Origin of the sequence: Cupriavidus sp. H18C1 (assembly GCF_049311595.1) — a bacterium.
In the GTDB taxonomy this organism is placed as follows: Bacteria; Pseudomonadota; Gammaproteobacteria; order Burkholderiales; family Burkholderiaceae; genus Cupriavidus; species Cupriavidus cauae.
The window spans coordinates 2,094,661-2,119,372 of record NZ_CP186008.1 but is presented as its reverse complement, the minus strand read 5'-3'; the positions used below and the strand labels follow the sequence as shown (position 1 = coordinate 2,119,372).

Sequence of the window (24,712 nt, the reverse complement as noted above, 5' to 3'; positions counted from 1 at the left end):
TTGGGCATGTCGGGCAGGGTTCTCGCCAGCGCGAGCGTGAAGGCCGGGATGCGGCCGATCATACCGGCGCCAGCGTCCGGCTGCGCCGCTGCCAGCCCAGCGTGATCAGCAGCGCCACCGCCAGCGCCGGCAGGGCCGCCAGGTTCACCGCATCCCAGCCGTAGTGGTGCAGGATCTGGCCCGCCGCGAGCGTCGCGACAGCGGTCAGCACCGCGGTCGAGAACTCCGCCACCGCTTGCGTCCGCGCGCGCTCCGCATCGCGATAGCTGCTGGTCAGCAACGTGGTGCCGCCGACGAACATGAAGTTCCAGCCCACGCCCAGGCAAAGCAGCGCGGCATAGAACGCGGGCAGCGAGGTCGAGGCCAGCGCGATCACGCTGGACAGCGCCGACAGCCCGATTCCGGCCATCAGCATCGCCGGATTGCCGAAGCGCTGCAGCAGCCAGCCCGACACGAAGGACGGCGCATACATGCCGACCAGATGCCATTCGATGATCTGGGCGCCCTGCGCGATGGTGTGGTTGCAGGCCACCGCGGCGATCGGCGTGGCCGTCATCACGAACATCATCACCGCGTTGCCGATGCCGTTGTTGGCGAAGGCCGCCAGGAACACCGGCTGGCGCACGATCTCGCCCAGCGGGCGCGCCGGCAGTTGCGACTCGGGGTTGCTGCCGGCCGGCGGCGCAGGCGGCTCGCGATAGGCAAACGCCAGCAGCAGCACCGTCGCCACGCCGAAGGCCGCGACCACGGCATAGGAACCGGCGAATGGCAGCGGGCTCATCAGGTCGGTCGACCAGGCGGCGATGGCCGGACCGCAGACCGCGGCAACGACGCCGCCGGTCAGCACCGCCGAGATCGCGCGCGGCTTGTCGGCGGCCGGCGCGGCATCGGCGGCGGCAAGCCGATAGAAGCGGGCAAAGGCCTGGAACACCCCGACCAGCGCGGTGCCGGCGCAGAAGGCCAGGAAATCGTGATGGGCGATGGCCCAGACCGAGATCAGGCCGCCCGCGGTGCAGGCGATGCCGCCCAGGCAGAAGGCGAGCCGCCGCCCGAGCCGCTCGATCAGAAAGGCCGCGGCGATCGCGGTCACCGCCGAGGCCACCGTGATCAGCGCGAAGGGCACGGTGGCCAGCGCCTTGTCGGGCGCCAGCGTGTAGCCGACCAGGCCGGTCAGCGTCAGGTCGACGGACAGGGCGGAGGTGAACAGCGCCTGGCAGATCGCCAGCACGCGGGCATGAGTCATCGGGGACATCGGCTTCATCGGGACTTTCCTCGGGATTCCCTGGCCATTCGCAGGGATGCCACCGAGCTTAAAAGTCCCGCCGCCTGGCCTTCGGACAACGATCCGTGGATTTCTGCCAAGCGGCTGGGGTAGGAGCGAAGGCCGAGGGCGAAGGGCCGAGGGGGCGGACGAAGGGCCGAAGGGCCGAGGGCGAAGGGCCGAGGGCGCGGGGAGCGACGAGGTGAGGGGAGGGAGCGCCGAAGGGCCGAGGGCTGAGGGGTGAAGGGGCGAGGGCCGCGGGTGCGAGGGGCGAGAGGTGAGGGGCGAGAGGTGAGGCGGCGAAGGAGCGAGGAGTGAGGGACGTGCCGACGCCCTACTCCGCCACCCGCCCTCGCAATGCCTTGATCTGGCTGCGCTGGGTCTTGCCCTCCAGCCGTCGCAGCTTCGACGCGAACGTCGGCCGCGTCGGACGCCGTACCGCCGGCGGCACGGCAACGCTGTCGACCAGCTCATGCAGCCGCCGCACCGCTTCGTCACGATTGAGTTCGAGGCTGCGATGCTGCTGCGCCTTGATCACGATGACGCCGTCGCGCGTGATGCGGTGGTCGTGCAGTTGCAGCAGGCGCTGCTTGTGGTCCTCGGCCAGCGAGGACGCGCGGATATCGAAACGCAGATGCACCGCGTTCGACACCTTGTTGATGTTCTGCCCGCCCGCCCCCTGGGCGCGGATCGCGGTGATCTGGTACTCGTGGTGGGGGATGGCGGCGGGCATGGTCGATCAATAGGGGCAACGGGGCAATGGGGCAATGGGGCAATAACGGCGTGACAGCGTGACGGCGCGCTTCAAGGTCAGGCCGGCGCGCATTGGGCAAAGTTCCGGCCAGGACGGCGGCTGGCCCTGGCAGTGAGCCCGCTACCCCCGCATCCTTGCGGTCCAGTCCTCGACCGCGCCGCTCTGGCGCCGGCGCTCGAACAGCCGCCGCCACGAATCGACCAGCGGCAACGCCAGCACCGCGTCGAGCAACTCGGGATCGGTCTCGCGGTCGCGTACCAACCCGGCCAGGCGCGCCACCGACCAGTCGGCGTGCGGCCGCTCGAGCAGCACCGCGGCGTCGCCGGCCTGCAGCCTGCCGGGCTCCAGCACGCGGAAATACCAGCCGATGCGCAGGCTCTGCTGCACCAGCGCCGACATGTCGTCGCGCCCAAAACGCACGTTCAGCTTCCAGCACGGTTGCCGCGGCTGCGATACCTGCAGGGTCACCGAGCCGATCCGCCAGACGTCGCCAAGGCAGACGTCATGCTCGTCGCCGCCCGCCCAGCTCAGGTTCTCGCCGAACGCGCCGGCGCGCTCCAGCACCGGCAAGGGTCCGATGTCGTGCCGCCAGTCCGCGTAGTGCTGCCACGGATAGCAATGGACCGCCTTCTCCGGCCCGCCGTGGATCCGGCGGTCGCCCTGCTCGTCGCCGTGCAGTCCAAGCGTATCCACCGCGACCGGCGCGCCGACCGGATGCTTGTCGATCGCGCTCTGCTTGCCGGTCTTGGCTGGCATGCCGTAGGGCTTGGCGGTGCCGGTCAATACCTCGCGGATCGTGACCTGGGACGGGCTCACGGCGGACTCTCCTTGACGGTGATGGATAGGGGTCGGCGCCGGTGGCGCACCGGCGGGCATCGAGCCGGCAAGTGTAGCGCCGAACACAGCAACGCTGCGCGGGCGTTGGGCGTATGTGAATACAGGCGCCGGTGGCAGCGGCACTGCCCGAGCGTGCGCCCTCCGCAGTAGCCAGATGCCTTGACCGCCTTAAGGAAGCCGTTCAGCGAACGGTCGGGGGTCTCGTGGAAAACGCTGCCAGGCTCTGCTGCTCAGTAGCCGGTCGCCTTCACCGCCTTCAGGAAACCGTTTAACGAACGGTCCGGGGGTCTCGTGGAAAACGCTGCCAGGCTCTGCGTGCTGCTCAGTAGCCGGTCGCCTTCACTGCCTTCAGGAAACCGTTTAACGAACGGTCTGGCGTCTCGTGGAAATGGTCGTCGAGCATCCGGATCGCCCGACAGCGATCCAGCCGGAAGCTGCGATAGTCCTCGCGCGCGGTGCACCACGCCGCCAGCAGCCAGACATTGCCCCAGAAGAACAGGCCGAGCGGCTGCACCACGCGTTCCGTGAGCCGCTGCTGTGCGTCGCAGTAATCGAGCCGCAGCAGCCGCTGCTCGCCCATGGCGCCGTGGACGACGTCGAAGGCCTCGCGGACCTTGCTGTCGTGCATATAGGCCGGCGCAAAGACCCGGCTCTGCTGCGCCGACAGCCGCCGCGTCGGCGGCAGCGCCGCCACCAGCTTCTCCAGCGCGGGATCGGCCGCGGCGGCGAGCGCACCACCGCCCCACGCCTTCAGCATCCGCAAGCCGGCCACCAGCGCCTCGACCTCGATACCGGAGAACATCAGTGGCGGCACGTCGAAGTCCGCCCGCAGCCGATAGCCGATCCCCGCCTCGCCCTCGACCGGCACGCCCGATATCGACAGCGCCTGGATGTCGCGATAGACGGTCCGCTCGGACACGCCGAGCCGCTGCGCCAGCAGCGCCGCCGTGGTCAGGCGGCGGCCGCGCAGGACCTGGACGATCTGGAACAGTCGGTCGGCGCGGCGGCTCATTGGCGTGGGAGAGTGAGTGAGGCAGGGAGTCAGTCAGGCGGGTCAGGCGAGTCAGGCCAGGGTCACGCGGTCAGCGGTTGGCTGGCACGGGCTCGTGCAGGCCGATCTTGTTGCCTTCGCTGTCGATGATATGGGCGATCCGGCCGATCTCGTCCGGCAGCTCCATCGGCCCGAACACCGTCTTGCCGCCGGCAGCGGCCACCCGGCCCAGCAGGTCATTGAGCGCGGGCGTATGCAGATAAGGCAGGCTGCCCTCGGTACTCGGCCGAAAACCCTCCCCGGCCACCAGCGCGCCACCCGAATGGGAATGCGGAAAGATTGCCATATCGATTTCGCTCATCGTTTCACGGCGCAGCTGCGTCTCGAATACCCGCTCGTAGAACTGCACGGCCCGGCCCATGTCGACGACGGGAATTTCCAGCCAGTTGATCAGAACGTTTTGCATGATGCCACCTCTGTGGTCGTTGAAGGAGACCGCAGTTTGCGAGGGGGCTGCTGACAGCGTGGTGTCAGGAGGGATGGTGGCGGCGGGCATCCGGCCGATACCCTGGAGGCGGCGCGGAGGCGGATTCGGGAGGCGGGAACATCGATCGCACTAAACTGGCGCGAGCGCGACGACATTCTGGTTTTCATCATGGCGCAGAACATCTACGACAACCCGGATTTCTTTCATGGCTACAGCCAGTTACCTCGCCAGGTGGATGGCCTTGACGGCGCTCCCGAGTGGCCGGCCATACGGGCGATGCTGCCCGATCTGACAGGCAAGCGTGTCGTCGACCTCGGCTGTGGTTTTGGCTGGGCGTCGAGATGGATGCACGGGCAAGGCGCCGCATCGGTTCTTGGACTGGATATTTCCGAGAACATGCTGGCGCGGGCAAAAGCGGACACCACCGATCCCAACATCGAATATCGGATCGCGGATATCGAGACCGTCGAATTGCCAGAGGCGGCTTTTGATTTCGCCTACAGCGCGCTGACGTTTCACTATGTCGAGGACTTCGAGCGGCTGGCCCGGATGATTTATCGCGCCCTCGCGCCAGGCGGAAGCATGGTGTTCACCATCGAACATCCGGTTTTCATGGCCGCCTCCAATCCACACTGGATCGTCGATGAGCAGGGTCGCAAGACGTGGCCGGTCAATCGTTATTCGGTCGAGGGCGAACGCCGGACCGACTGGTTCGCGAAGGCGTGTTGAAGTACCACAGGACGATCGGCACCACGCTCAATACGCTGATACGAGCAGGGTTCACGATCCGGGCCGTCGAGGAATTTGCACCGTCGGCCGAGCAAATCGAATCGAATCCCGGCCTGGAAGAAGAAATGGAACGGCCGATGATGCTTCTGGTCGCCGTAGCACGATAGACGATCGCGCGTCGGTGCAATCCAAATGCAGTGCAAGTGCATTGCGCCTCAAGGGCTGGACGGAGAAAAAGCGGAAAACCGTTGTGGGACTTGGCGCGCCCGGCTGGGATCGAACCAGCAACCCCTGCCTTCGGAGGGCAGTACTCTATCCATTGAGCTACGGGCGCACGAGATGCGGCGGGAGCCGCGCGGTCGACTGCGGCGAATGCCGCCGTCGGAAAGTCGCATAGGATACCGCGTTTGCCGTAGCGCGTCCATGCCGGTGCACGTTTTCCCCGCGCCTACGGGTTTCGTCCGAGGCGCTTTTCGCGCCATCGGGAGGGGCTTTACGGCTATAATCGCCCGTTATTTGCGCAAAAAGCGGGGCTGCGTCTCGTCCACACGGACGGCGCGCCAGGCGGCATGGGGTGTGGCTGTCAGGCTCGGCAGACTCGGATGCGCGGAGGGGGCGGCAGTCAGGCCCAAGACACGGACCAACGAAAGGCCGCCAAGCGGAGCGGTCACGGGTTTCCTGCAAAATCGAGAGTTCAGCATGAGCGACGTCCATAACGAACACGAGTCTCCCATCAAGACCCCGAAGCAGCTGATCGCTGTGGTGATTGCCGCCTTCGTGGTGCCGATCACCGTGATCATCCTGCTGGTCAGCTTCGTCGGCTACGGTGGCCCGGAAGGCGCCGGCTCCACCGATACGGCGGAAGCGGTGGTTGACCGCATCAAGCCGGTCGCCTCGCTCGAACTGCGCGATCCCAATGCGCCGCGCGTCTTCAAGACCGGCGAACAGGTCTATACCGCCGTCTGCGCGGCCTGCCACGCCACCGGCGCGGCGGGTGCGCCGAAGTTCGGCGCGGCCGGCGACTGGACTGCCCGCCTCGGCCAGGGCTACGACGGCCTGATGAAATCGGTGATCGCCGGCAAGGGTGCGATGCCGCCGCGTGCCGGCACCTCGCCGGACGACTTCGCCGACTACGAGCTGGCCCGCGCGATGGTGCATCTGGTCAACTCGGCCGGCGGCAAGCTGCAGGAGCCCGCCGCGCCGGCACCGGCCGCGGCGACCACCGCTGCCGCTTCGGAACCTGCCGCACCGGCGGCTGACGCTGCCGCGGCCGCTCCCGCTGCTGCGGCTCCTGCCGCCGCTGCCCCGGCGGCACCGGCCGCGCCGGCTCCGGCGGCCGCCGCACCGGCACAGACCACGGCTGCGGCCCCCGCCGCCGCTTCGGCCGAGGTCGGCAAGCGCGTCTACGATCAGGTCTGCGCAGCCTGCCACGCCGCCGGCGTCGCCGGTGCGCCGAAGGTCGGCGACAAGGCCGCCTGGGCCCCGCGCATCAAGGAAGGCATGGACGCGGTCCACAACTTCGCGCTGAAGGGCAAGGGCGTGATGCCGCCGAAGGGTGGCTACGCCGGCCCCGACGCCGACGTGATCGCCGCGGCCGACTACATGGTCAACGCGTCGAAATAAGACCGGGGCGCCGCGCGGCGCTCGCCTCGGCAGCAAAAAAAGCCAGCGGCATCCCGCTGGCTTTTTTACGTCCGGCGCTCCGGCGCGCTAGACCACGCGCGAGTACCGGGCAGTGGGTACCGCGCCGGGGCGGGATGTCGACGGCATCCGCTGCAGCGGGTGCGCCACCGCCTTTTCCGGATCGCGATCCGCAACGGGATCGGTATTGGAACCCGAAAGCGGACCGGACAAGCGATCCGAATCCGGCTGTGCGGTGGCCGCCCGATCGTCCCGCAGATAGCGATCGAACACCATGGCCACGCGCCGCACGAGCAGGCGGCCCAACGGCGTCACCTCGATCCGCGCATCGGATAGCCGTACCAGCCCCTGCGCGGCCAGCGACGCAAGTTCCGCCCGCTCGGCGGCGAACTCGGCGTCGAAGTCGATGCCGTGCCGCCGCGCGACCTCGGCCGTATCCAATTCGCCATGGCACATCAGCGCGCCGATGATGTCCTTGCGCAGCCGATCGTCGGCGTCACAGGCGTGGCCACGCAGCACGGGCAGCCTGCCGGCGTCGAGCGCGCCGTAGTACGCGTCCAGCGTGCGGGCGTTCTGCACGTAGCGGCCGGCCACCGCGCCGATCGCCGAGATGCCGAAGCCGAGCTGGTCGTGGCCGGCATGCGTGGCATAGCCCTGGAAATTGCGCTGCAGCCGTCCGTCGCGCTGGGCGCGGGCGAGCGCGTCGTCGGGCAGCGCGAAGTGATCCATGCCGATATAGACATAGCCGGCCGCGGTCAGCCGCTCGATGGCCGAGACCAGGATGTCCAGCTTTTCGCCGGCCGACGGCATCGCGGCCTCGTCGATCCGACGCTGCGGCTTGAAGACATGCGGCAGATGCGCGTAGCTGTACAGCGACAGGCGGTCGGGCCGCATCTCCAGCACGCGCTCGATGGTGGCGCCGAAGCGGGCCGCCGTCTGGTGCGGCAGGCCGTAGATCAGGTCCATGCTGATCGACAGGAAGCCGAGCCGCCGGGAAGCGGCGACCACCCTGCGCGTGTCCTGCACCGGCTGCACGCGATGGATTGCGGCCTGGACCTCGGGATCGAAGTCCTGCACGCCGAGGCTGACGCGGTTGAAGCCGAGTTCGGCCAGCAGCGCCATCCGTTCGTCGTCGACGCGGCGGGGATCGATCTCGATCGAGTGCTCGCCGTCCGGCCGCAGATCGAAGTGCCGATGCAGCGCGGCCATGACCTGCCGCATTTCGGCGGGATCGAGGAAGGTCGGCGTACCGCCGCCCCAGTGCGATTGCACGACGGGCCGGCGCTCGCCCAGGCGATTCGCCACCAGCGCCATCTCGCGCGCCAGGTAACGGACGTAGCGCGCGCTGCGGCCGTGGTCGCGCGTGATGATCTTGTTGCAGCCGCAGTAGTAGCAGATGTTCTCGCAGAAGGGGATATGCAGATAGAGCGACAGCGGCGCGTCGGCGCCCCCTGCCCGGCAGTCGTCCAGCGCGGACAGATACGCGTCGTCGCCGAACCCCGCATCGAAGCGGTCGGCGGTCGGGTACGAGGTGTAGCGCGGCCCGTTCACGTCGATGCGTTCCGCAAGCGCGCGGAAATCGGCGAGATCGCCGCGGCGGATGACGGCATGCCGAGCGGCTGGGGGAAGCGGTTTCGGCAGGGACTTCGGGAACGGCTTCGGAAGCGACTTCGGAAGCGAAATGGGGAGCGGTCGTTGCCATCGGCGGCCTTCTGAGGAATCCGCTTCGATGCTAGCCAAGCCAGCCTGCGCCGGACTTGATCGACATCAAGGGCCGGCGATTCGGCTGTTCTCTCGGCGCTTCGGCGCCACGCGCCTGCGCCCTCAAAGTACGATGGGCGATCCGCCACCGTAGCAGCCGGATGTTGCAGGCCCCTGGCTGCCTTGTATCGACGCCGATACGAAGGGACGGGCCTACCCGGCGCTGCGCCTCAGCCGCCTCAGGCCCCTCAGCCGCCCAAGCCGCTTCAGCCGGTGGCGGCCTTGGTGCCGAGCAGCGCCTTCAGCCCCGCCAGCCGGTCCTTCGGGCTCATCGCCGGCGTCTCGTCCTTCGGCGCCGGAGCCTCCTCGAGCTTCATCTCGCCGATGAAGCGCGACGGCTGGCACGAGTAGGTGTCGCGCGCGCGCTTGCGCTTCTTGCACCAGCTGATATGCAGGCTGCGCTGCGCGCGCGTGATGCCGACATACATCAGGCGGCGCTCCTCCTCGATCTTCTCGTCGCTCAGGTCCTCGTCCTCGCGGCAATGCGGCAGGATGCCCTCCTCCACGCCGACCAGGAACACATGCGGATATTCCAGGCCCTTGGACGCGTGCAGCGTCGACAGCCGCACCGCGTCGGGATCTTCCTCGCGGCCTTCGAGCATGCTCATCAGCGCGACGGTCTGCGTCAGCTCCAGCAGGTTCTTGCCCTCTTCGCCGAAACCGTCGGCGGTGTCGAAGCCCGTCGCCTCGCCATCGGGGGCCTCCGGCTTGGTGCCCTTGCGCTTGAGCCAGTCGAGGAACTCCAGCGTATTGGTCCATTTGGCCTGGGCCTGGCGCTCGTCGAAGGTGTCGTACAGATAGGCCTCGTAGTGGATGCCTTCCATCAGGTCGTCGAGCACCTCGGTGGCCGGATCGCGCGCGGCGCGGTCCGCCAGCCGCACCATCGCCTCGCAGAAGGTACGCAGCGGCTCGAGCTGGCGCGGCTGCAGCTTGCCTTCGATGCCACCCATCATCGCGGCCTCGAACAGCGAGACCTTGGCCTGGCCGGCGAAGGTGCCCAGCACCTCCAGCGTGGTATTCCCGACGCCGCGTCGCGGCGTGGTGACCGCGCGGATGAAGGCGGGATCGTCGTCGGGATTGGCGATCAGCCGCAGGTAGGCGCAGATGTCCTTGATCTCGGCCTTGTCGAAGAAGCTCTGCCCGCCCGACAGCACGTAAGGGATGCGCTCGCGGCGCAGGATCTGTTCGAACAGCCGCGCCTGGTGGTTGCCGCGATAAAGGATCGCGTAGTCGCGGAACTGCGCGCGCCGCTCGAACTTGTGCGCCGACAGCTTGAACACCACCGACTCGGCCTCGTGCTCCTCGTCGTTCATCTGCGTCACGGAGATGGGATCGCCCATGCCGTGCTCGCTCCACAGTGTCTTGTCGAACAGCTTGGGGTTGTTGGCGATCACCGCGTTGGCCGCCTGCAGGATGCGCACCGTGGAGCGGTAGTTCTGCTCCAGCTTGATGACCTTCAGGTTCGGAAAGTCGGTCTGCAGCAGGCGCAGGTTGTCCAGCGTGGCGCCGCGCCAGCCGTAGATCGCCTGGTCGTCGTCGCCGACCGCGGTGAAGGCCGGCGCGCGCAGATGCGAGCCGCCGGCCAGCAGCTTCAGCAGCTGGTACTGGCAGGCGTTGGTGTCCTGGTATTCGTCGACCAGGAAGTAGCGCAGCCGGTTCTGCCACTTGAGCCGCACGGTTTCGTCACGCGCGAACAGCTCGGCCGGCAGGCGGATCAGGTCGTCGAAGTCGACCGCCTGGTAGGCCGCCAGCGTGGCGACGTAGTTGCGGTAGATCAGCGCGGCCTGGTGCTGGTCGGCATCAAGGGCCTCGGCAATCGCGGTCTCCGGATCGACCATGCCGTTCTTCCACAGCGAGATCGTGCTCTGCACGCTGCGGATCAGCTTCTTGTCGGTGGTCGCCAGCTGTTCCTGGATCAGGCCGAAGCAGTCGTCGGCGTCCATGATCGAGAACTGGGGCTTCAGGCCCAGGTGCTCCGCCTCGGCGCGCAGGATCTGCACGCCGAGCGAATGGAAGGTACAGACGGTCAGCTGGCGCAGCGGGATGCGCTTGCCGTCGCGGGTCTTGCCCTCCATCAGCTTGGCGATCCGCTCCTGCATCTCCTTGGCGGCCTTGTTGGTGAAGGTCACCGCGGCGATATGGCGGGGCTCGAAGCCCTTGTCCTCGATCAGATGCGCGATCTTTTGCGTGATCACCCGGGTCTTGCCCGAGCCGGCGCCGGCGAGCACCAGGCAGGGGCCGTCCAGATAGCGGACGGCTTCGGATTGGGCGGCGTTCAGTCCGTGGGTCATCGGTCGGGGATCGGAGGTCGGGTACAGCGGGAGGTCGGACCGCATCGCAAAGGGCGCGGCCCGCGGGCGCGACGCGTTGGAGGACGGGTCGCGAGTGGGTCGCAAGTGGGTCGCGAACGGGTCGAAGCCGGCGATGTTAACACGGGGGCGGGGCCGGCCGAGACCCGGAAACCGACTCCTGCAACGCGCCGCTCTCGCGTTGACAGCCGCCAGGGCTGCGGTTAGAGTCGCGCCATCCGTCCGGGAGAGCGCGCGACTGTATCGTCATTCGCGCCGCCGAAGGGGAATCACCCGAAAACTCTCAGGCACCATGGACCGGGCGGATCGGCATGCAGTATGCACACGATGTATGCCGAACTCTGGAGAGCGACACCCGTCATTCATTAGCTGGATGATGAGCGTGTCCACCGAAGGGGCGCACGGCGAGGCCGGTCAGTCCGACGAGGACGGCAAGCCGGGCCGTAATCTCTCAGGTATCGAGGACAGAGGGGGTCATCCGTCGCGACGGTTCGCACCGAGCCGCGCGACGGATGACCCTTTTTGTTTGGCGCGCCGCGCGCGCCGGACCGAACGATGCCACGCTCCGAGGAATTCATGACGCTCCAGGCCACGCCCCTCAACGCCATCCACCGCGCCCTCGGCGCCCGCATGGTCGATTTCGGCGGATGGGACATGCCGGTCAACTACGGCTCGCAGATCGAGGAGCACCACGCGGTGCGCAGCGATGCGGGCATGTTCGACGTCTCGCACATGTGCGTCGTCGACCTCACCGGTCCCAATACCCGCGCCTTCCTGCGCGAACTGCTCGCCAACAACGTCGACAAGCTGCAAACCCCGGGCAAGGCGCTGTATTCCTGCATGCTCGACCCGAACGGCGGCGTGATCGACGACCTGATCGTCTACTTCTTCGCCGAGGACCGCTTCCGCCTGGTGGTCAACGCCAGCACCGCGACCGGCGATATCGACTGGATCCGCCAGCGCAATGCCGACACCGGCGCCGGCGTGACGATCACCCCGCGCCGTACCGATAACGCTCCCGATGGCGCGACCCCGCTGGCGATCGTCGCCGTGCAGGGCCCGAATGCGCGCGCCAAGGTCTGGAGCGCATTCCCGTCGACCCAGCCCAGCGAAGCGCTCAAGCCCTTCAACGCGATGGTGGTGCAGGACGCCGCCATCGGCGAAATCATGGTGGCCCGCACCGGCTACACCGGCGAGGACGGCTTCGAGCTGGTGGTGCCGGCCGACAACGTCGCCGCGGTCTGGGAAAAGCTGCATGCCGCCGGCGTGCGCCCGGCCGGCCTCGGCGCACGCGACACGCTGCGCCTGGAAGCCGGCATGAATCTGTACGGCCAGGACATGGACATCCACACCTCGCCGCTCGACGCGGGCCTGGCCTGGACGGTCGACCTGCAGAGCGAGCGCGATTTCGTCGGCAAGGCCGCGCTGGTGGCCAACGGCCAGCGCCAGCAGTTCGCCGGCCTGATCCTGCGGGACAAGGGCGGCGTGCTGCGCGCGCACCAGACCGTGCTGACCGCCGCCGGCGAGGGCGAGATCACCTCGGGCACCTTCAGCCCGACGCTGTCCCAATCGATCGCCTTCGCGCGCCTGCCCAAGGATGTGGCGCTCGGCAGCGAAGTCCAGGTGCTGATCCGCGACCGCAAACTGACTGCGACTGTGGTTAAACTGCCGTTTGTGCGCAATGGCAAGGCACTCGTGAGCTGACAGCTCGCATCGGACATCGTCCACCCGGTCACGCTGCGCCCCGCGGCCCCCTTCATCCCGATGGCACGCGGCGGCGCGACACAAGAATCTGAAATTGGAGAATCTCGATGAATTTCCCCGCTGACCTGAAGTACACCGAGTCGCACGAATGGGTGCGCGTCGAAACCGACGGCACGCTGACGATCGGCATCACCGATCACGCGCAGGATGCGCTCGGCGACATCGTCTTCCTGGAACTGCCCGAGGTCGGCAAGACGGTCGGCGCCGGCGACGCGCTGGCGGTGGTCGAATCGGTCAAGGCCGCGTCGGACATCTACGCGCCGGTGGCCGGCGAAGTGGTCGCCGTCAACGACGCCGTCAAGGACGCGCCCGAGAGCGTCAACGCCAACGCCTTCGATGCCTGGCTGTTCAAGATCAAGCCGGCCAACGGCGACGACGTCAACGGCCTGATGACGGCCGACGCCTACAAGGCCAGCGTCGGCGCCTGAGCCCGGCGCCCCGCCCGCGGCGCCGGGGACCATGGCTGACCACCATGTCCCGGCCCGCCTCTCCGAGTCACTTGCCATGAACGCTCCCCCTGCCCATGAACGCCGCTCAATCCGCTCGCCCTTCGCTGGCCGAACTCGAAGCTCGCGACGCCTTCTCCCACCGCCATATCGGGCCCGACGCCGCCGAACAGCAGCACATGCTGAAGGTGCTGGGCTACGACAGCCGCGCCGCGCTGATGGACGCCATCATCCCGGCCGCGATCCGCCGCCGCGACGGCATGCCGCTGGGCGAATTCACCGAGCCGCTGACCGAGGAAGCCGCGCTGGCCAAGCTGCGCGGCATCGCCCGCAAGAACAAGGTGTTCAAGAGCTTCATTGGCCAGGGCTACTACAACACGCTGACGCCGGGCGTGATCCTGCGCAATATCTTCGAGAACCCGGCCTGGTACACCGCCTACACGCCGTACCAGCCGGAGATCTCGCAGGGCCGCCTCGAAGCGATGCTGAACTTCCAGCAGATGGTCACCGACCTGACCGGCCTCGATATCGCCAACGCGTCGATGCTCGACGAAGGCACGGCCGCGGCCGAGGCGATGACGCTGCTGCAGCGCGTGAACAAGCACGCGTCGAATACCTTCTATGTGGCGGACGACGTGCTGCCGCAGACGATCGAAGTGGTGCGCACCCGTGCGCTGCCGCTCGGCATCGAGGTCAAGGTCGGTCCCGCCGCCGACGCGGCGCAGGCGCATGCCTTCGGCGTGCTGCTGCAATACCCGGGCGTCAACGGCGACGTGGCGGACTACCGCGCGATCGCCGATGCGGTGCACGCGGCCGGCGGCCTGGTGGTCGCGGCGGCGGACCTGCTGGCGCTGACACTGCTCACCGCGCCCGGCGAATGGGGCGCCGACGTGGCCGTCGGCAACTCGCAGCGCTTCGGCGTGCCGCTCGGCTTCGGCGGCCCGCACGCCGGCTATATGGCCGTGAAGGACGCCTACAAGCGCTCGATGCCGGGCCGCCTGGTCGGCGTCACCGTCGACGCGCAGGGCAACCCGGCCTACCGGCTCGCGCTGCAGACGCGCGAGCAGCATATCCGCCGCGAGAAGGCGACCTCGAACATCTGTACCGCGCAGGTGCTGCTGGCGGTCATGGCGTCGATGTACGCCGTCTACCACGGTCCGCAGGGCCTGAAGCGCATCGCGCAACGCGTGCATCGCCTGACCGCGACGCTGGCCGGCGGCCTGCAGGCTCTGGGCTACGCGCGCAGCAATGCGACCTTCTTCGACACGCTGACGATCGAGACCGGCGCCGCCACCGAGGCGATCCACGCCGCGGCCGCCGCGCGCGGCATCAATCTGCGCCGCGCCGGTGCCGCGCATGTCGGCATCTCGCTGGACGAGACCACCACCCGCGACGATGTGGTCGCACTGTGGGAGATCTTCGCGCAGGGCAAGCCGGTGCCGGCCTTCGACGCCCTGGAAGCCGCGGCCGATGACGGCTATCCGGCCGCGCTGTCGCGCCAGAGCGCCTACCTGACGCATCCGGTCTTCAACACGCATCACGCCGAACACGAGATGCTGCGCTATCTGCGCATGCTGGCCGACAAGGACCTGGCGCTCGACCGCACGATGATCCCGCTGGGCTCCTGCACGATGAAGCTCAACGCGACCAGCGAGATGATTCCGGTCACCTGGCCCGAGTTCTCCAGCATCCATCCGTTCGCGCCGGACGACCAGACCGTCGGCTACCGCGAGATGATCGCGCAGCTCGAGGCGATGCTGTGCGCCGCCACCGGCTACGCCGCCGTCAGCCTGCAGCCGAATGCCGGCTCGCAGGGCGAATACGCGGGCCTGCAGATCATCCACGCCTACCACGCGAGCCGCGGCGAAAGCCATCGCAATATCTGCCTGATCCCGTCGTCGGCGCACGGCACCAATCCGGCGTCCGCGCAGATGGCCGGCATGCAGGTGGTCGTGGTGGCCTGCGACGAGGATGGCAACGTCGATCTTGCCGATCTGGAGAAGAAGGCCGCGCAGCACAGCAAGAACCTCGCCGCGATCATGATCACCTACCCGTCCACGCACGGCGTGTTCGAGGAAGGCGTGCAGCGCATCTGCGAGATCGTCCACAGCCACGGCGGCCAGGTCTATGTCGACGGCGCCAACATGAACGCGATGGTGGGCACCGCGGCGCCGGGGCAGTTCGGCGGCGACGTGTCGCACCTGAACCTGCACAAGACCTTCTGCATTCCGCACGGCGGCGGCGGCCCGGGCGTCGGTCCGGTCGCGGTGGGCGCGCATCTGGCGCCGTTCCTGCCGAACCACACCAGCAGCGGCTATCGCCGCGCGGACGACGGCATCGGCGCGATCTCGGCCGCGCCCTACGGCTCGGCCAGCATCCTGCCGATCTCGTGGATGTATATCGCGATGATGGGCGCGCGCGGCCTGACCGCTGCCACCGAGAACGCGATCCTGGCGGCCAACTACGTCGCCAAGCGGCTGTCGGACTACTACCCGGTGCTGTACACCGGCGGCAACGGCCATATCGCGCACGAGTGCATTCTCGATCTGCGTCCGATCCAGAAAGCGACCGGCATCAGCAACGAGGATGTCGCCAAGCGGCTGATGGACTATGGCTTCCATGCGCCGACCATGAGCTTCCCGGTGCCGGGCACGCTGATGATCGAGCCGACCGAGAGCGAGGCGCTGCACGAGCTGGACCGCTTCATCGACGCGATGATCGCCATTCGCAAGGAGATCGCCCGTGTCGAGGACGGCAGCTTCGACCGCGAGGACAACCCGCTGAAGAACGCGCCGCACACCGCCGCCGTCATCACTGCCAACGAGTGGAACCACAAGTACACTCGTGAGGAAGCCGCCTATCCGGTCGCCTCGCTGCGGACGCAGAAGTACTGGCCGCCGGTCGGCCGTGCCGACAACGTCTACGGCGATCGCAACCTGTTCTGCTCGTGCATGCCGATGAGCGCGTACGAGGAGTAAGCAGGCAGTCAGCTCGCAGTCGGCGGGCGCTGCGGGCGATTCCGGCAGGGCGGCACCATCGCCGCCCGGACGCGGTCCTGCGTTCGGGCCTGAGGCTCTGGCGTTCGCGCCGGGGCTGCCATCGGTAAGGAGACTGTCGATGTGGGAGATGAACGCACCGTGGTGGGAATTTATCGTCCGTGGACTGATCGTCTACTTCGCCCTGCTGCTGATGATGCGGCTGGGCGGCAAACGACAGATCGGACAGATGACCCCATTCGATCTGATCCTGCTGCTGATCCTGTCCGAAGGCGTGCAGAACGCGATGGTCGGCGATGACAAGTCGGTGTCGGCCGGCCTGATCCTCGCCGCCACGCTGATCGGCGCCAACGTTCTCGTCAGCTGGCTCAGCTGGCGCAGCCGGCCCATCGAATACGCGGTCGAAGGCAAACCGCAGCTGCTGATTCGCGACGGCAAGGTCTTCGAAGACGTCATGCACGGCGCCCGGATCACGAGCGACGATCTGATGAAGGTACTGCGACGCGAGAACTGCACCAGCCTCGACGACGTGCATATCGCCATTCTCGAGAACGACGGCGCGATCAGCGTACTGAAACACAAGGACCTGCCGGAAGAACCTCCGGGGCCGGGCGTGTCGCTGTGGCACCGGCCGGAGGACGACAAGCCGGTCTAGCAACGCCGGCGACGCGGCCGATCCGCTTGCGGGTCCGGTGCGCGAAAGGAGATCCAATTGGCTGTCAGCGTATTCGACCTGTTCAAGGTCGGCATCGGGCCGTCCAGCTCGCATACGGTGGGACCGATGCGTGCGGCCGGCATGTTCGCACACGGACTGGAGCGCGACGGCGTGCTGCCGCAGGTCGCCAGCGTGCGGGTCGAGCTGTACGGCTCGCTCGGCGCGACCGGCAAGGGGCACGGCACCGACAAGGGCGTGATTCTCGGGCTGCTCGGCGAGGCGCCCGATACCATCGATCCTGACACCATCGACGCCAGGCTGGCCGAGCTGCGCGCCTCGCGCACGCTATCCCTGCTCGGCAAGCATCCGATTCCCTTCGTCGAAAAGGAACATATCGCGTTCTACCGGCGCGAAGCGCTGGCCGAGCATCCGAACGGCATGAAGTTCCATGCCTTCGATGCCGCGGGCGCGACGCTGCGCGAGGGCCGCTATCTGTCGGTCGGCGGCGGCTTCGTCGTCAGCGCGGGCGCGGCCAACACGCAGGTGCTCGAGGCCGACCGGCAACTGCCACATCCCTTCCGCAGCGGCCGCGCGATGCTCGACATGGCCAGCAGCAGTGGCAAGTCGATCGCACAGCTGATGCTCGAAAACGAATGCATCTGGCGCAGCGAAGCCGATGTGCGCGCCGGCCTGCTGCATATCTGGCAGGTGATGCAGGCCTGCGTCGCGCGCGGCTGCCGCACCGATGGCGAGCTGCCGGGCCCGTTCAAGGTCAAACGGCGCGCGCCGGAGCTGTACCGCAATCTGACCGAGCGCGCCGAACGCACGCTGTCCGACCCGCTGTCGGTGATGGATTGGGTCAACCTCTATGCGATGGCCGTCAACGAGGAGAACGCGGCCGGCGGCCGCGTGGTGACGGCGCCGACCAATGGCGCGGCGGGCATCATTCCGGCCGTGCTGCATTACTACGATCGCTTCGTGCCCGGTGCGAACGAGCGTGGCGTGATCGACTTCCTGCTGACGGCCGGCGCGATCGGTCTGCTGTACAAGCTGAACGCGTCGATCTCCGGGGCCGAAGTCGGCTGCCAGGGCGAGGTTGGCGTGGCGTGTTCGATGGCCGCCGGCGCGCTGGCGGCGGTGCTCGGCGGCACGCCGGAGCAGGTCGAGAATGCCGCGGAGATCGGCATGGAGCACAACCTGGGGCTGACCTGCGATCCCGTCGGCGGGCTGGTGCAGATTCCCTGCATCGAGCGCAATGCGATGGCTTCGGTCAAGGCCGTCAACGCCGCGCGCATGGCCTTGCGCGGCGACGGCAATCACTATGTCTCGCTCGATTCGGTGATCAAGACCATGCGCGAGACCGGCGCCGACATGAAGACCAAATACAAGGAAACGGCGCGCGGCGGACTCGCCGTCAATATCGTCGAGTGCTGAAGCTCGAACACTAAAGTAGCACGCACTTTTGTGGAATCTCGCAGCCCATCGGCGCGGCATTCTCCCGGCACTGCAACTGCGATGCGCGAGCCATGCCGAGCCACGATGCCTGCTACAAGCTGTTGTTCTCCACACCCGATCTCGTGCGCGACCTGCTGCGGGATTTCGTGCCCAGCGCGTGGGTCCGCGCGCTCGACTTCGACACCCTCGAACGGATCTCGGGCAACTACGTCACGGACCGCTTCCGGCAGCGCGCCAGCGACATGGTCTGGCGCATCAAGGCCGGCGGCGAGTGGGTCTACCTCTATCTGCTGATCGAATTCCAGAGCACCATCGATCGCCATATGGCGATTCGCATGACGAATTACGTCACGTCGCTCGGTCTGGAGCTGATCCGTGGACGGAATATGCTGCACGACGGCCAGTTGCCGCCGGTGCTGCCCATCGTGGTCTACAACGGTGAAGGCAGTTGGACGGCAAAGACCGATATCGCGGATCTCTCGCCCAGGCTGCCGGATGACTTGTGCCGCTGCCAGCCGCGCTGCGAATATCTTCTGGTGGAAGCGCGGCGATACTCCGACGAGGAACTGGCCAAGCTGGACAATCTCGTCGCCGCGGTGTTCCGCTTCGAGAACGCGGTGACGGAGACGGCGATGCTCGAAGCGGTTCGCTGGATCAGGCTGCGCGTGGCCGACGACCCGGTCCTGGAGGACACTTTCGTACGTTGGCTGAAGGATGTAGGCTCACGGCATCGCCGGGCCGGTTTGGATTTAACGGACATACACAACCTGATGGAGGCTGAAATGTCGCTGTCGACGAATATTGCACAGTGGAAGGCCAACTACAAACGGGAAGGCCTGCAAGAAGGTTGGCAGGTAGGACTGCAGGAAGGCCGGCGAGAAGGCCGGCAGGAGGGCAGGCAGGTCGGTCTGCAGGAGGGCCTGCAACAGGGTCAGGCCATGCTCCTGCGAAATCTGCTTACCAAGCGCTTCGGCCCTCTGCCAGCCGAGCTCGAATCCCGGCTGAACAGCGCCCGGCTTGAACAATTGGAAGCCTGGGGAGAAAGACTGCTGAGCGCCCAGCACCTCGCCGACGTATTCGAAGACTAGCGCCAGGCGGCGCTTCGTTAGTATTCCCGCAGATGCAAACCTTCCATCAACTCTTCGACCCCGAGTCCAGTACCTACACCTACCTGCTGATCGATGCGGCGACGCGTGATGCCGTGCTGATCGATCCGGTCGACCGTCAGCTAGAACGCGATCTGGCGCTGGTGCAGCAGACCGGGGTACGCCTCGCCTGGGTCATCGAGACGCATGCGCACGCCGACCACATCACCTCGGCCGGCCATCTCGCGCAACGCACTGGTGCGCATACCGCCGCGCCGTCGGGCTGCGATATCCGGCCGGCGCTGAAGCAGCTGATCGACGGCGATACCATCGCGTTCGGCACGCAGACCCTGCGCGCGATCCATACGCCGGGACATACCGCCGGCAGCATGAGCTATCTGTGGGAAGAGCCGCAGCCGGACGGCGGCGTGGTGCGCCGGGTCTTTACCGGTGATGCGCTGCTGATCGATGGGTGCGGACGCACCGACTTCCAGTCCGGCGACGCCGGCACGCTATACGACAGCCTGACGCGCAAGCTGTTCGCGCTGCCCGACGACACGCTGGTGTATCCGGCCCATGACTACAAGGGCCGCACCCATTCGACCATCGGTAAGGAACGGGCCACCAACAGCCGGCTGTGCGGCCGCACGCGCGAAGAATTCATCGAGATGATGAAGGCGCTGAACCTGCCACCGCCGAAGCTGCTGGCGGTCGCGGTGCCGGCCAATCAGCGGCTCGGCCTCGGCGACGGCGACAGCATCCCGCACGGGGTCTGACCGCCGCGCCCCGCGATCGCAGCGATGGCTGTGATCGCAGGGAAGGCAAGGATGGCAGCGGTGCGGCCCGGCACAAGGACTCTCTTACCCTGCCCAGCGATCGCAACTCTGCCGCACCGCCTCGCGCAGACTGCGCGTATCGGCATCGACCTGGCGCGCCCATTCGGCGTCGCCGCTGCGGCTGGCGGCCAGCATGCGGATATTGGCCAGCGCCTCGAGCGAACCGAGCGCCTCGGCATGCGGCACGAGCACGTCGCAGATCGACAGGATATGGTCGGCGATCGGCATCCGCGTCAGTTCGTTCGGATGCACGTACTCGCCGTCCAGTCCGAAGCGGCAGGCCTGGAAGCGGTTGAACGTGTAGACCAGGTAGTCGTCTTCTTCCGGCATGAAGGGGCGCGACAGCAGCAGATAGCGCGCCAGCGCCTGGATATAGGCGGCGATGTCGCAGGCGCGAGCGACCGTCAGCGGCGTGTCCATGACGCGGACTTCGATGGTGCCGAATTCCGGCTTGGGGCGAATATCCCAGTAGAAGTCCTTCATGCTCTCGATCACGCCCGTCTTGCGCATCTTCTCGAAGTACGCGGTGAAGGCATCCCAGGTCAGCATGAAGGGCGCGCGGCCACTCATCGGGAAGGCCGCGACCGAATTCAGTCGTGCGGAAGCGAAGCCGGTGTCGACGCCCTGCACATACGGCGACGATGCCGCCAGCGCGATGAAGTGCGGCACATAGCGGCCGATCGCATGCAGCAGGAACAGCGAATCGTCGGCGGTCGGGCAGCCGATATGCACGTGCTGCCCGAACACCGTGAACTGCTTGGCCAGGTAGCCGTACAGCTCGGAGATGTACTGGTAGCGCGGCGAATCCGAGATGGTGCGATCGGCCCACTGCTGGAACGGATGCGTGCCGCCGCCGCAGATGCCCAGGTTCAGCGAGTGCGAGGCCTCGACCATCAGGTCGCGCATCGTCGTCAGCTCGGACAGCGCCTGCGCGTAATCGTGGCAGATGCCGGTGCTGATCTCGATCATCGACGGACTGATCTCCGGCTTGATATCGCCGGCATGCTGGGCGCCCTTCAGCAGCCGCAGCAGGTCGGGCGCAAACGGGGCCAGATCGTAGTCATGGCGATTGACCAGCTGCATTTCCAGCTCGACGCCGAAGGTCAGCGCCTCGGATTGCTTGAACGGTTCGAGTGACATCAGCGCCCTCCTCCATTGCCTCTGACCTCGCCGGCATAGCGAAGTGCCCATGCGGCCAATACCGGCGCCGCGATCTGCTCGATCGCCAGCGCGCACAGCACGATCGCGTTGAGCATTTCCCCGGTTTCAGGATAGAGCCGCGCCACATCGCTCATCAGCAGGTACGCCAGACCCGACATCGGCCCCAGCGCCACGCCAAGCGCCACGCACTGCCGGATGCTCAGGCCCGAGAACGAACCCAGCGACACCACGCCGCCGAGCTTGGCCAGATGCCGCAGCAGCACCAGCACGATCGCGGCGACGCCGGCGATGGACCAGTCGCGCACGGTCACCGGCAACCCCAGCGACACCACCATCACGATGATCAGCAGCGTACCGGCGCTGCCGAAGTGCGCGGGCCACACGCGCGGCTGATTGTCCTGATGCTTGAAGACGACGCCGGCCAGCAGCAGCGTCAGCGGCATCGACAGCTTCAGCAGCCGCGTCAGCGCCAGCGTGAACAGCACGATGCCGACCAGCACCAGAAAGCTGTATTGATCGTCGGCCGGCATCCGCGCATAGACGGCCTGGCTCAATTTGCCGACCAGCCACGCCAGCAGGCACGAGCCGACCAGCAGATACAGCGGATGCAGCAGCGCCGCGCCCAGATTGCCGTATTCCGAATGCAGCCAGCCCGTCGCCAGCTGCACGATCACCGCGGCATACATGCTGTTGAGCGCGGTCATCGCCATCAGCCGTTCGGTGACCTGGCCCTCCGCGCGCAATTCGTTCTTCAGCTGCAGCACGATCGACGGCGACGTGCTGACCGCGATGCCGCCGGCCAGGATGGCGACGGTCGGGCTCACGCCGATCCATTGCAGCACCGCGGTGACGAGACCCCAGGTCAGCAGGCTCTCCGAGGCACTGGTAAACAACAGCCACCGATTGGCCCGCAGCCAGACCAGCGACAGGCGATGGCCGAGTTCGAACAGGGCCAGCGCCAGCGCCATGTCGATCAGGATGCGGGTCTGCGCGATCATCGTCTGGTCGACGATGGGGCGGCCCAGCGTGCCGGCCAGCAGGCCGGTGGCGGCATAACCGACGATACGCGGCAATCTCAGATACATCCGGCAAATTTCGCCGGCAAGGCCCGCGCCTACCAGCGCGAGGCCGACCCAGAACAGCCCGCTGGGTGCGAGCGGCCAGGTCGGAAATAGTTGGCTCAATCCATTCATAGGGTGACATCCTAACGGAAGGGCCTTTGAACCCGTGTCCGGGTTTGTCCGACAAGGCACGAGTTTTGCTGAGGTTTCTAGCGACGCGCTATCGGATCCGCTATCGGATCGCATCTTCGTCGCGTCCCGGTCGCGTCTCCACTTACGCGCGCGGCCTGCACCTCAGGCTTAGACGCCCCCACAGTTTCCACGCCGGCCGCGTCGCCTTCAGTGCGTTTTCGACCTTCGTGTACAACGCGCGCGTGCGCCCTTGCGCGGCCCCGCGCGCGCGGGCCTGCAGGAACAGATCGCGCGCCTCCTCGCGCCGGGCCAGACCCAGCGCGGCCTGCGCCGCATGCAGATGCACGTCGGCCTCCCAGTCGTCGCGCACCGCAAAGGCGGCATGGAAGTCGGTCAGCGCCTCCGCGTACTGCTTTGCATCGAGCCGGATCAGCCCGCGCTGCAGCCGCGCCGCGGCCTGGTCCTCGGCATCGCCCTCGGTCAGCGCGATGGCGCGCTCGAACAGCGGCAAGGCGCGCTCGTTGTCGGCCAGGCCGCGCCAGATGCGGCCAAAGGCGTCGTAGACCCAGGCGTCCTCGACCACCACCGCGCGCGCCTGCAGGGCCTCGATCTCGTCGAGCGCCAGCGCGCGTTCGCGCGCTTCCATCGATCCGGCCGAATTCCCCAGCAGCGTGGCGAAATGCGTGCGCGCATGGGCCATCGACAGCGCCGCCTCGCTGCGCTCCTCGACCGGCAGCGCGTCGAGCCGCGCCTCCATATGGGCGATCGCGGCCCGCGCCGCGCCGATCGCCTCGCTGCCTCCGATCGCCTTCCAGGCGTGGATCAGCCGGCTGAACACCCAGGTCACGTGGCCCGCATGGCGGTCCAGCGGATAGCGGTTCAACACCTCGCCGGCGATCTCGACCACGCGCTGATGGCGTCCGGCGGCGTCGTGGCAGGCCAGCAGATCAAGCCAGTGCTCGATGAAATCGCTGACGGCGATGCCCTTCTCATGCAGCGCGATGCGTTCGTCGCGCTGCGCGGCATCGTCGAGATCGAGCCGGCGCGCCAGCCGGTCGCACAGCAGCGAATAGATATGCGGGTCGGCGTCATCGTAGCCGCCTTCCCCGGTGGCGAAATACTGCTCGAAGCGGGCCAGGCCCGTTTGCCAGGCGCGCAGCAGTTGCGGCCGCAGCGCGTCTGCCGAGGCCGGCACGCGCTCGATGAAGTCCGCCAGCGCCAATCCGGCGAGGTAGTAGCCATGGGCGTCGGTGGCCGCGTCGGTCAGCACGAAATCGCGCCAGGGCTCGGCCTCGCCGCCCTGATGGCGCCATTCGAGCTCGCGTACCTGAGCCTTCGGGTCCGGCACCTGGCGCTGGTAGACCGCCAGGTCGTCGCGCGCCCCGGCGAGATCCCCGGCACGTAGCCGCAGCGGTGCGAGGATGCGCCGCGCGTGCGGATGGTCCGGGTTCTCGGCCAGCACCATCTGCGCCTGCTGCGCGGCCAGCGCATCGCCCTGCTCCTCGCTCATCTCCAGCAGATCGGCATTGTCCAGGCCGATGCGGGCCAGGCACAGCCGCAGCATCGGTTCGGCGCGCTGGCCCTCGGACTCGGCGCCCTGCACGTGCGCGGCGGCCAGGCTCAGGATGTCGTGCGCGCCCAGGTCCGGCGCGCGATACAGCAGGTCGTACCAATAGCGGCCAGCCTCGGCGAACTGGCCGAGCCGGTAATGCGCCAGCCCCGCATGCAGCTGCGCGCTCCATTCGCCGGTGGCCAGCCCGTTGCGCCGCGCCGCCTCCTCCAGCCACGGCAGCGCCTCGGCGAAACGCTGCTGGTTCATCAGCAGCATGCCGTAGCGATGCGCCAGCACGCCGCGCGAGGCCCAGCGGTGCGCGGGATGCAGCGGCAGCTCGGGCAGGCGGGCCAGCGCCGCGTCGAGGGCGGCGAGCGCCTGCTCGGGCTCGCCCTTGTCGAACAGCAGCCGGGCGCGCAGCGCCTCGTAATCGACGACCTCGGGCCGCTGGCGCGCCAACGCGTCGATCACCGCCAGCGCTTCGTCGTAGCGCTCCTGCGTGGCAAGCTCGATGGCGTGGTCGTAGCTGACTGGCTGCGCGGACACGGGTACTCCTTCAGGGTGATGGGCAAAGAGAGACAACTGGGATAGCGAGGAAACGGCAAGACCGCGATTATGCGCCACGCGCGAGGCAAGGCCGGGGAAGCGGGTCGAGCCGGCCGGATGCCGCCGCCCTGGTGGTCAAGCCGGCGGCCAGCGCCGCGGCCAATGCGGTGGTGATGCGGTGGTGATGCGGCGGCCAAAGAAAACGCCACCCCGAGGGGTGGCGTTCCGGACCGCAGGCCAACTGTGGAACTGT

18 protein-coding genes, 1 tRNA gene, 1 pseudogene and 2 riboswitches are annotated in these 24,712 nt (G+C 67.5%); of the genes and pseudogenes, 9 read left to right on the top strand and 11 right to left on the bottom strand.

All coding sequences use genetic code 11. The features are described from left to right. Positions 1-58: 58 nt before the first annotated feature. The 5 genes from OJJOAM_RS09775 to OJJOAM_RS09755 form a co-directional block, all read right to left on the bottom strand. Complete coding sequence (locus tag OJJOAM_RS09775) at positions 59-1,261, bottom strand: MFS transporter (protein WP_422647847.1); 1,203 nt, start codon at positions 1,259-1,261, stop codon at positions 59-61. A gap of 334 nt (positions 1,262-1,595) precedes the next feature. Beyond that, positions 1,596-1,994: an alternative ribosome rescue aminoacyl-tRNA hydrolase ArfB gene (gene arfB, locus OJJOAM_RS09770; RefSeq protein ID WP_149317503.1), complete on the bottom strand. Its 399-nt coding sequence runs from the start codon at positions 1,992-1,994 to the stop codon at positions 1,596-1,598. 141 nt (positions 1,995-2,135) lie between these two features. Beyond that, positions 2,136-2,831, bottom strand: coding sequence for an MOSC domain-containing protein (locus OJJOAM_RS09765; protein ID WP_422647846.1), 696 nt, complete (start codon positions 2,829-2,831; stop codon positions 2,136-2,138). A gap of 343 nt (positions 2,832-3,174) precedes the next feature. Further along, entirely contained in the window at positions 3,175-3,864 is a 690-nt protein-coding gene (locus OJJOAM_RS09760) for a helix-turn-helix transcriptional regulator (protein ID WP_149317502.1), read from the bottom strand. 70 nt (positions 3,865-3,934) lie between these two features. Beyond that, positions 3,935-4,309: a VOC family protein gene (locus OJJOAM_RS09755; protein WP_149317628.1), complete on the bottom strand. Its 375-nt coding sequence runs from the start codon at positions 4,307-4,309 to the stop codon at positions 3,935-3,937. 189 nt (positions 4,310-4,498) lie between these two features. Between OJJOAM_RS09755 and OJJOAM_RS09750 the strand changes: the two are divergent. Continuing rightward, positions 4,499-5,226 (top strand): annotated as a pseudogene (locus tag OJJOAM_RS09750) (class I SAM-dependent methyltransferase). Between the two features lie 91 nt (positions 5,227-5,317). Here OJJOAM_RS09750 and OJJOAM_RS09745 read toward each other — a convergent pair. Next, positions 5,318-5,393: transfer RNA gene (locus OJJOAM_RS09745), tRNA-Arg, on the bottom strand. A gap of 365 nt (positions 5,394-5,758) precedes the next feature. On the opposite strand from OJJOAM_RS09745, the gene OJJOAM_RS09740 reads away from it, so the two are divergent. Beyond that, positions 5,759-6,682: a c-type cytochrome gene (locus OJJOAM_RS09740; RefSeq protein WP_422647845.1), complete on the top strand. Its 924-nt coding sequence runs from the start codon at positions 5,759-5,761 to the stop codon at positions 6,680-6,682. 87 nt (positions 6,683-6,769) lie between these two features. Here OJJOAM_RS09740 and hemN read toward each other — a convergent pair whose 3' ends face one another. Continuing rightward, complete coding sequence (gene hemN / locus OJJOAM_RS09735) at positions 6,770-8,251, bottom strand: oxygen-independent coproporphyrinogen III oxidase (RefSeq protein ID WP_422647844.1); 1,482 nt, start codon at positions 8,249-8,251, stop codon at positions 6,770-6,772. 416 nt (positions 8,252-8,667) lie between these two features. Next, a complete protein-coding gene (locus OJJOAM_RS09730) occupies positions 8,668-10,752 on the bottom strand; it encodes a UvrD-helicase domain-containing protein (RefSeq protein ID WP_422647843.1) in 2,085 nt (694 codons plus the stop codon). 231 nt (positions 10,753-10,983) lie between these two features. Next, positions 10,984-11,080, top strand: a riboswitch (glycine riboswitch). Positions 11,081-11,101: 21 nt separating this feature from the next. Continuing rightward, positions 11,102-11,248, top strand: a riboswitch (glycine riboswitch). A 98-nt stretch (positions 11,249-11,346) separates the two neighbouring features. Between OJJOAM_RS09730 and gcvT the strand changes: the two genes are divergently transcribed. The 7 genes from gcvT to OJJOAM_RS09695 all read left to right on the top strand — a co-directional run bounded on the left by gcvT (position 11,347) and on the right by OJJOAM_RS09695 (position 19,947). After that, a complete protein-coding gene (gene gcvT / locus OJJOAM_RS09725; RefSeq protein WP_422649557.1) occupies positions 11,347-12,474 on the top strand; it encodes a glycine cleavage system aminomethyltransferase GcvT in 1,128 nt (375 codons plus the stop codon). A 107-nt stretch (positions 12,475-12,581) separates the two neighbouring features. Beyond that, positions 12,582-12,962 carry a glycine cleavage system protein GcvH gene (gene gcvH, locus OJJOAM_RS09720; RefSeq protein ID WP_006576219.1) on the top strand — a complete coding sequence of 127 codons (381 nt, stop codon included), beginning with the start codon at positions 12,582-12,584 and terminating at the stop codon, positions 12,960-12,962. 95 nt (positions 12,963-13,057) lie between these two features. After that, positions 13,058-15,958 (top strand): aminomethyl-transferring glycine dehydrogenase, encoded by a 2,901-nt coding sequence (gcvP, locus tag OJJOAM_RS09715; protein ID WP_422647842.1) that lies wholly within the window; start codon positions 13,058-13,060, stop codon positions 15,956-15,958. A 139-nt stretch (positions 15,959-16,097) separates the two neighbouring features. Further along, positions 16,098-16,631, top strand: coding sequence for a DUF421 domain-containing protein (locus OJJOAM_RS09710; RefSeq protein ID WP_422647841.1), 534 nt, complete (start codon positions 16,098-16,100; stop codon positions 16,629-16,631). Positions 16,632-16,688: 57 nt separating this feature from the next. Then, positions 16,689-18,065 (top strand): L-serine ammonia-lyase, encoded by a 1,377-nt coding sequence (locus OJJOAM_RS09705; protein ID WP_422647840.1) that lies wholly within the window; start codon positions 16,689-16,691, stop codon positions 18,063-18,065. Positions 18,066-18,157: 92 nt separating this feature from the next. After that, a complete protein-coding gene (locus OJJOAM_RS09700) occupies positions 18,158-19,174 on the top strand; it encodes an Rpn family recombination-promoting nuclease/putative transposase (RefSeq protein ID WP_422647839.1) in 1,017 nt (338 codons plus the stop codon). A gap of 32 nt (positions 19,175-19,206) precedes the next feature. After that, the gene (locus OJJOAM_RS09695; protein ID WP_422647838.1) at positions 19,207-19,947 is read left to right on the top strand and encodes an MBL fold metallo-hydrolase; all 741 of its coding nucleotides are present in this window, start codon (positions 19,207-19,209) and stop codon (positions 19,945-19,947) included. Between the two features lie 84 nt (positions 19,948-20,031). Here OJJOAM_RS09695 and OJJOAM_RS09690 read toward each other — a convergent pair whose 3' ends face one another. The 3 genes from OJJOAM_RS09690 to OJJOAM_RS09680 form a co-directional block, all read right to left on the bottom strand. Then, a complete protein-coding gene (locus OJJOAM_RS09690) occupies positions 20,032-21,147 on the bottom strand; it encodes a YbdK family carboxylate-amine ligase (RefSeq protein WP_149317490.1) in 1,116 nt (371 codons plus the stop codon). Beyond that, positions 21,147-22,361, bottom strand: a complete 1,215-nt coding sequence (locus OJJOAM_RS09685) for a cation:proton antiporter (RefSeq protein WP_422647837.1) — start codon at positions 22,359-22,361, stop codon at positions 21,147-21,149. Before OJJOAM_RS09685 ends, OJJOAM_RS09690 begins: the two co-directional genes overlap by 1 nt. A 142-nt stretch (positions 22,362-22,503) precedes the next feature. Beyond that, the gene (locus OJJOAM_RS09680) at positions 22,504-24,459 is read right to left on the bottom strand and encodes a tetratricopeptide repeat protein (protein WP_422647836.1); all 1,956 of its coding nucleotides are present in this window, start codon (positions 24,457-24,459) and stop codon (positions 22,504-22,506) included. Positions 24,460-24,712 lie beyond the last annotated feature (253 nt).

Coding starts and splice junctions, on each gene's coding strand:
- OJJOAM_RS09700 (WP_422647839.1), top strand. CDS start 18,158: ATGCCGAGCCACGATGCCTGCTACAAGCTGTTGTTCTCCACACCCGAT.
- OJJOAM_RS09760 (WP_149317502.1), bottom strand. CDS start 3,864: ATGAGCCGCCGCGCCGACCGACTGTTCCAGATCGTCCAGGTCCTGCGC.
- OJJOAM_RS09740 (WP_422647845.1), top strand. CDS start 5,759: ATGAGCGACGTCCATAACGAACACGAGTCTCCCATCAAGACCCCGAAG.
- OJJOAM_RS09730 (WP_422647843.1), bottom strand. CDS start 10,752: ATGACCCACGGACTGAACGCCGCCCAATCCGAAGCCGTCCGCTATCTG.
- gcvT (WP_422649557.1), top strand. CDS start 11,347: ATGACGCTCCAGGCCACGCCCCTCAACGCCATCCACCGCGCCCTCGGC.
- OJJOAM_RS09695 (WP_422647838.1), top strand. CDS start 19,207: ATGCAAACCTTCCATCAACTCTTCGACCCCGAGTCCAGTACCTACACC.
- OJJOAM_RS09755 (WP_149317628.1), bottom strand. CDS start 4,309: ATGCAAAACGTTCTGATCAACTGGCTGGAAATTCCCGTCGTCGACATG.
- OJJOAM_RS09690 (WP_149317490.1), bottom strand. CDS start 21,147: ATGTCACTCGAACCGTTCAAGCAATCCGAGGCGCTGACCTTCGGCGTC.
- arfB (WP_149317503.1), bottom strand. CDS start 1,994: ATGCCCGCCGCCATCCCCCACCACGAGTACCAGATCACCGCGATCCGC.
- OJJOAM_RS09710 (WP_422647841.1), top strand. CDS start 16,098: ATGTGGGAGATGAACGCACCGTGGTGGGAATTTATCGTCCGTGGACTG.
- gcvH (WP_006576219.1), top strand. CDS start 12,582: ATGAATTTCCCCGCTGACCTGAAGTACACCGAGTCGCACGAATGGGTG.
- OJJOAM_RS09775 (WP_422647847.1), bottom strand. CDS start 1,261: ATGAAGCCGATGTCCCCGATGACTCATGCCCGCGTGCTGGCGATCTGC.
- gcvP (WP_422647842.1), top strand. CDS start 13,058: ATGAACGCCGCTCAATCCGCTCGCCCTTCGCTGGCCGAACTCGAAGCT.
- OJJOAM_RS09685 (WP_422647837.1), bottom strand. CDS start 22,361: ATGAATGGATTGAGCCAACTATTTCCGACCTGGCCGCTCGCACCCAGC.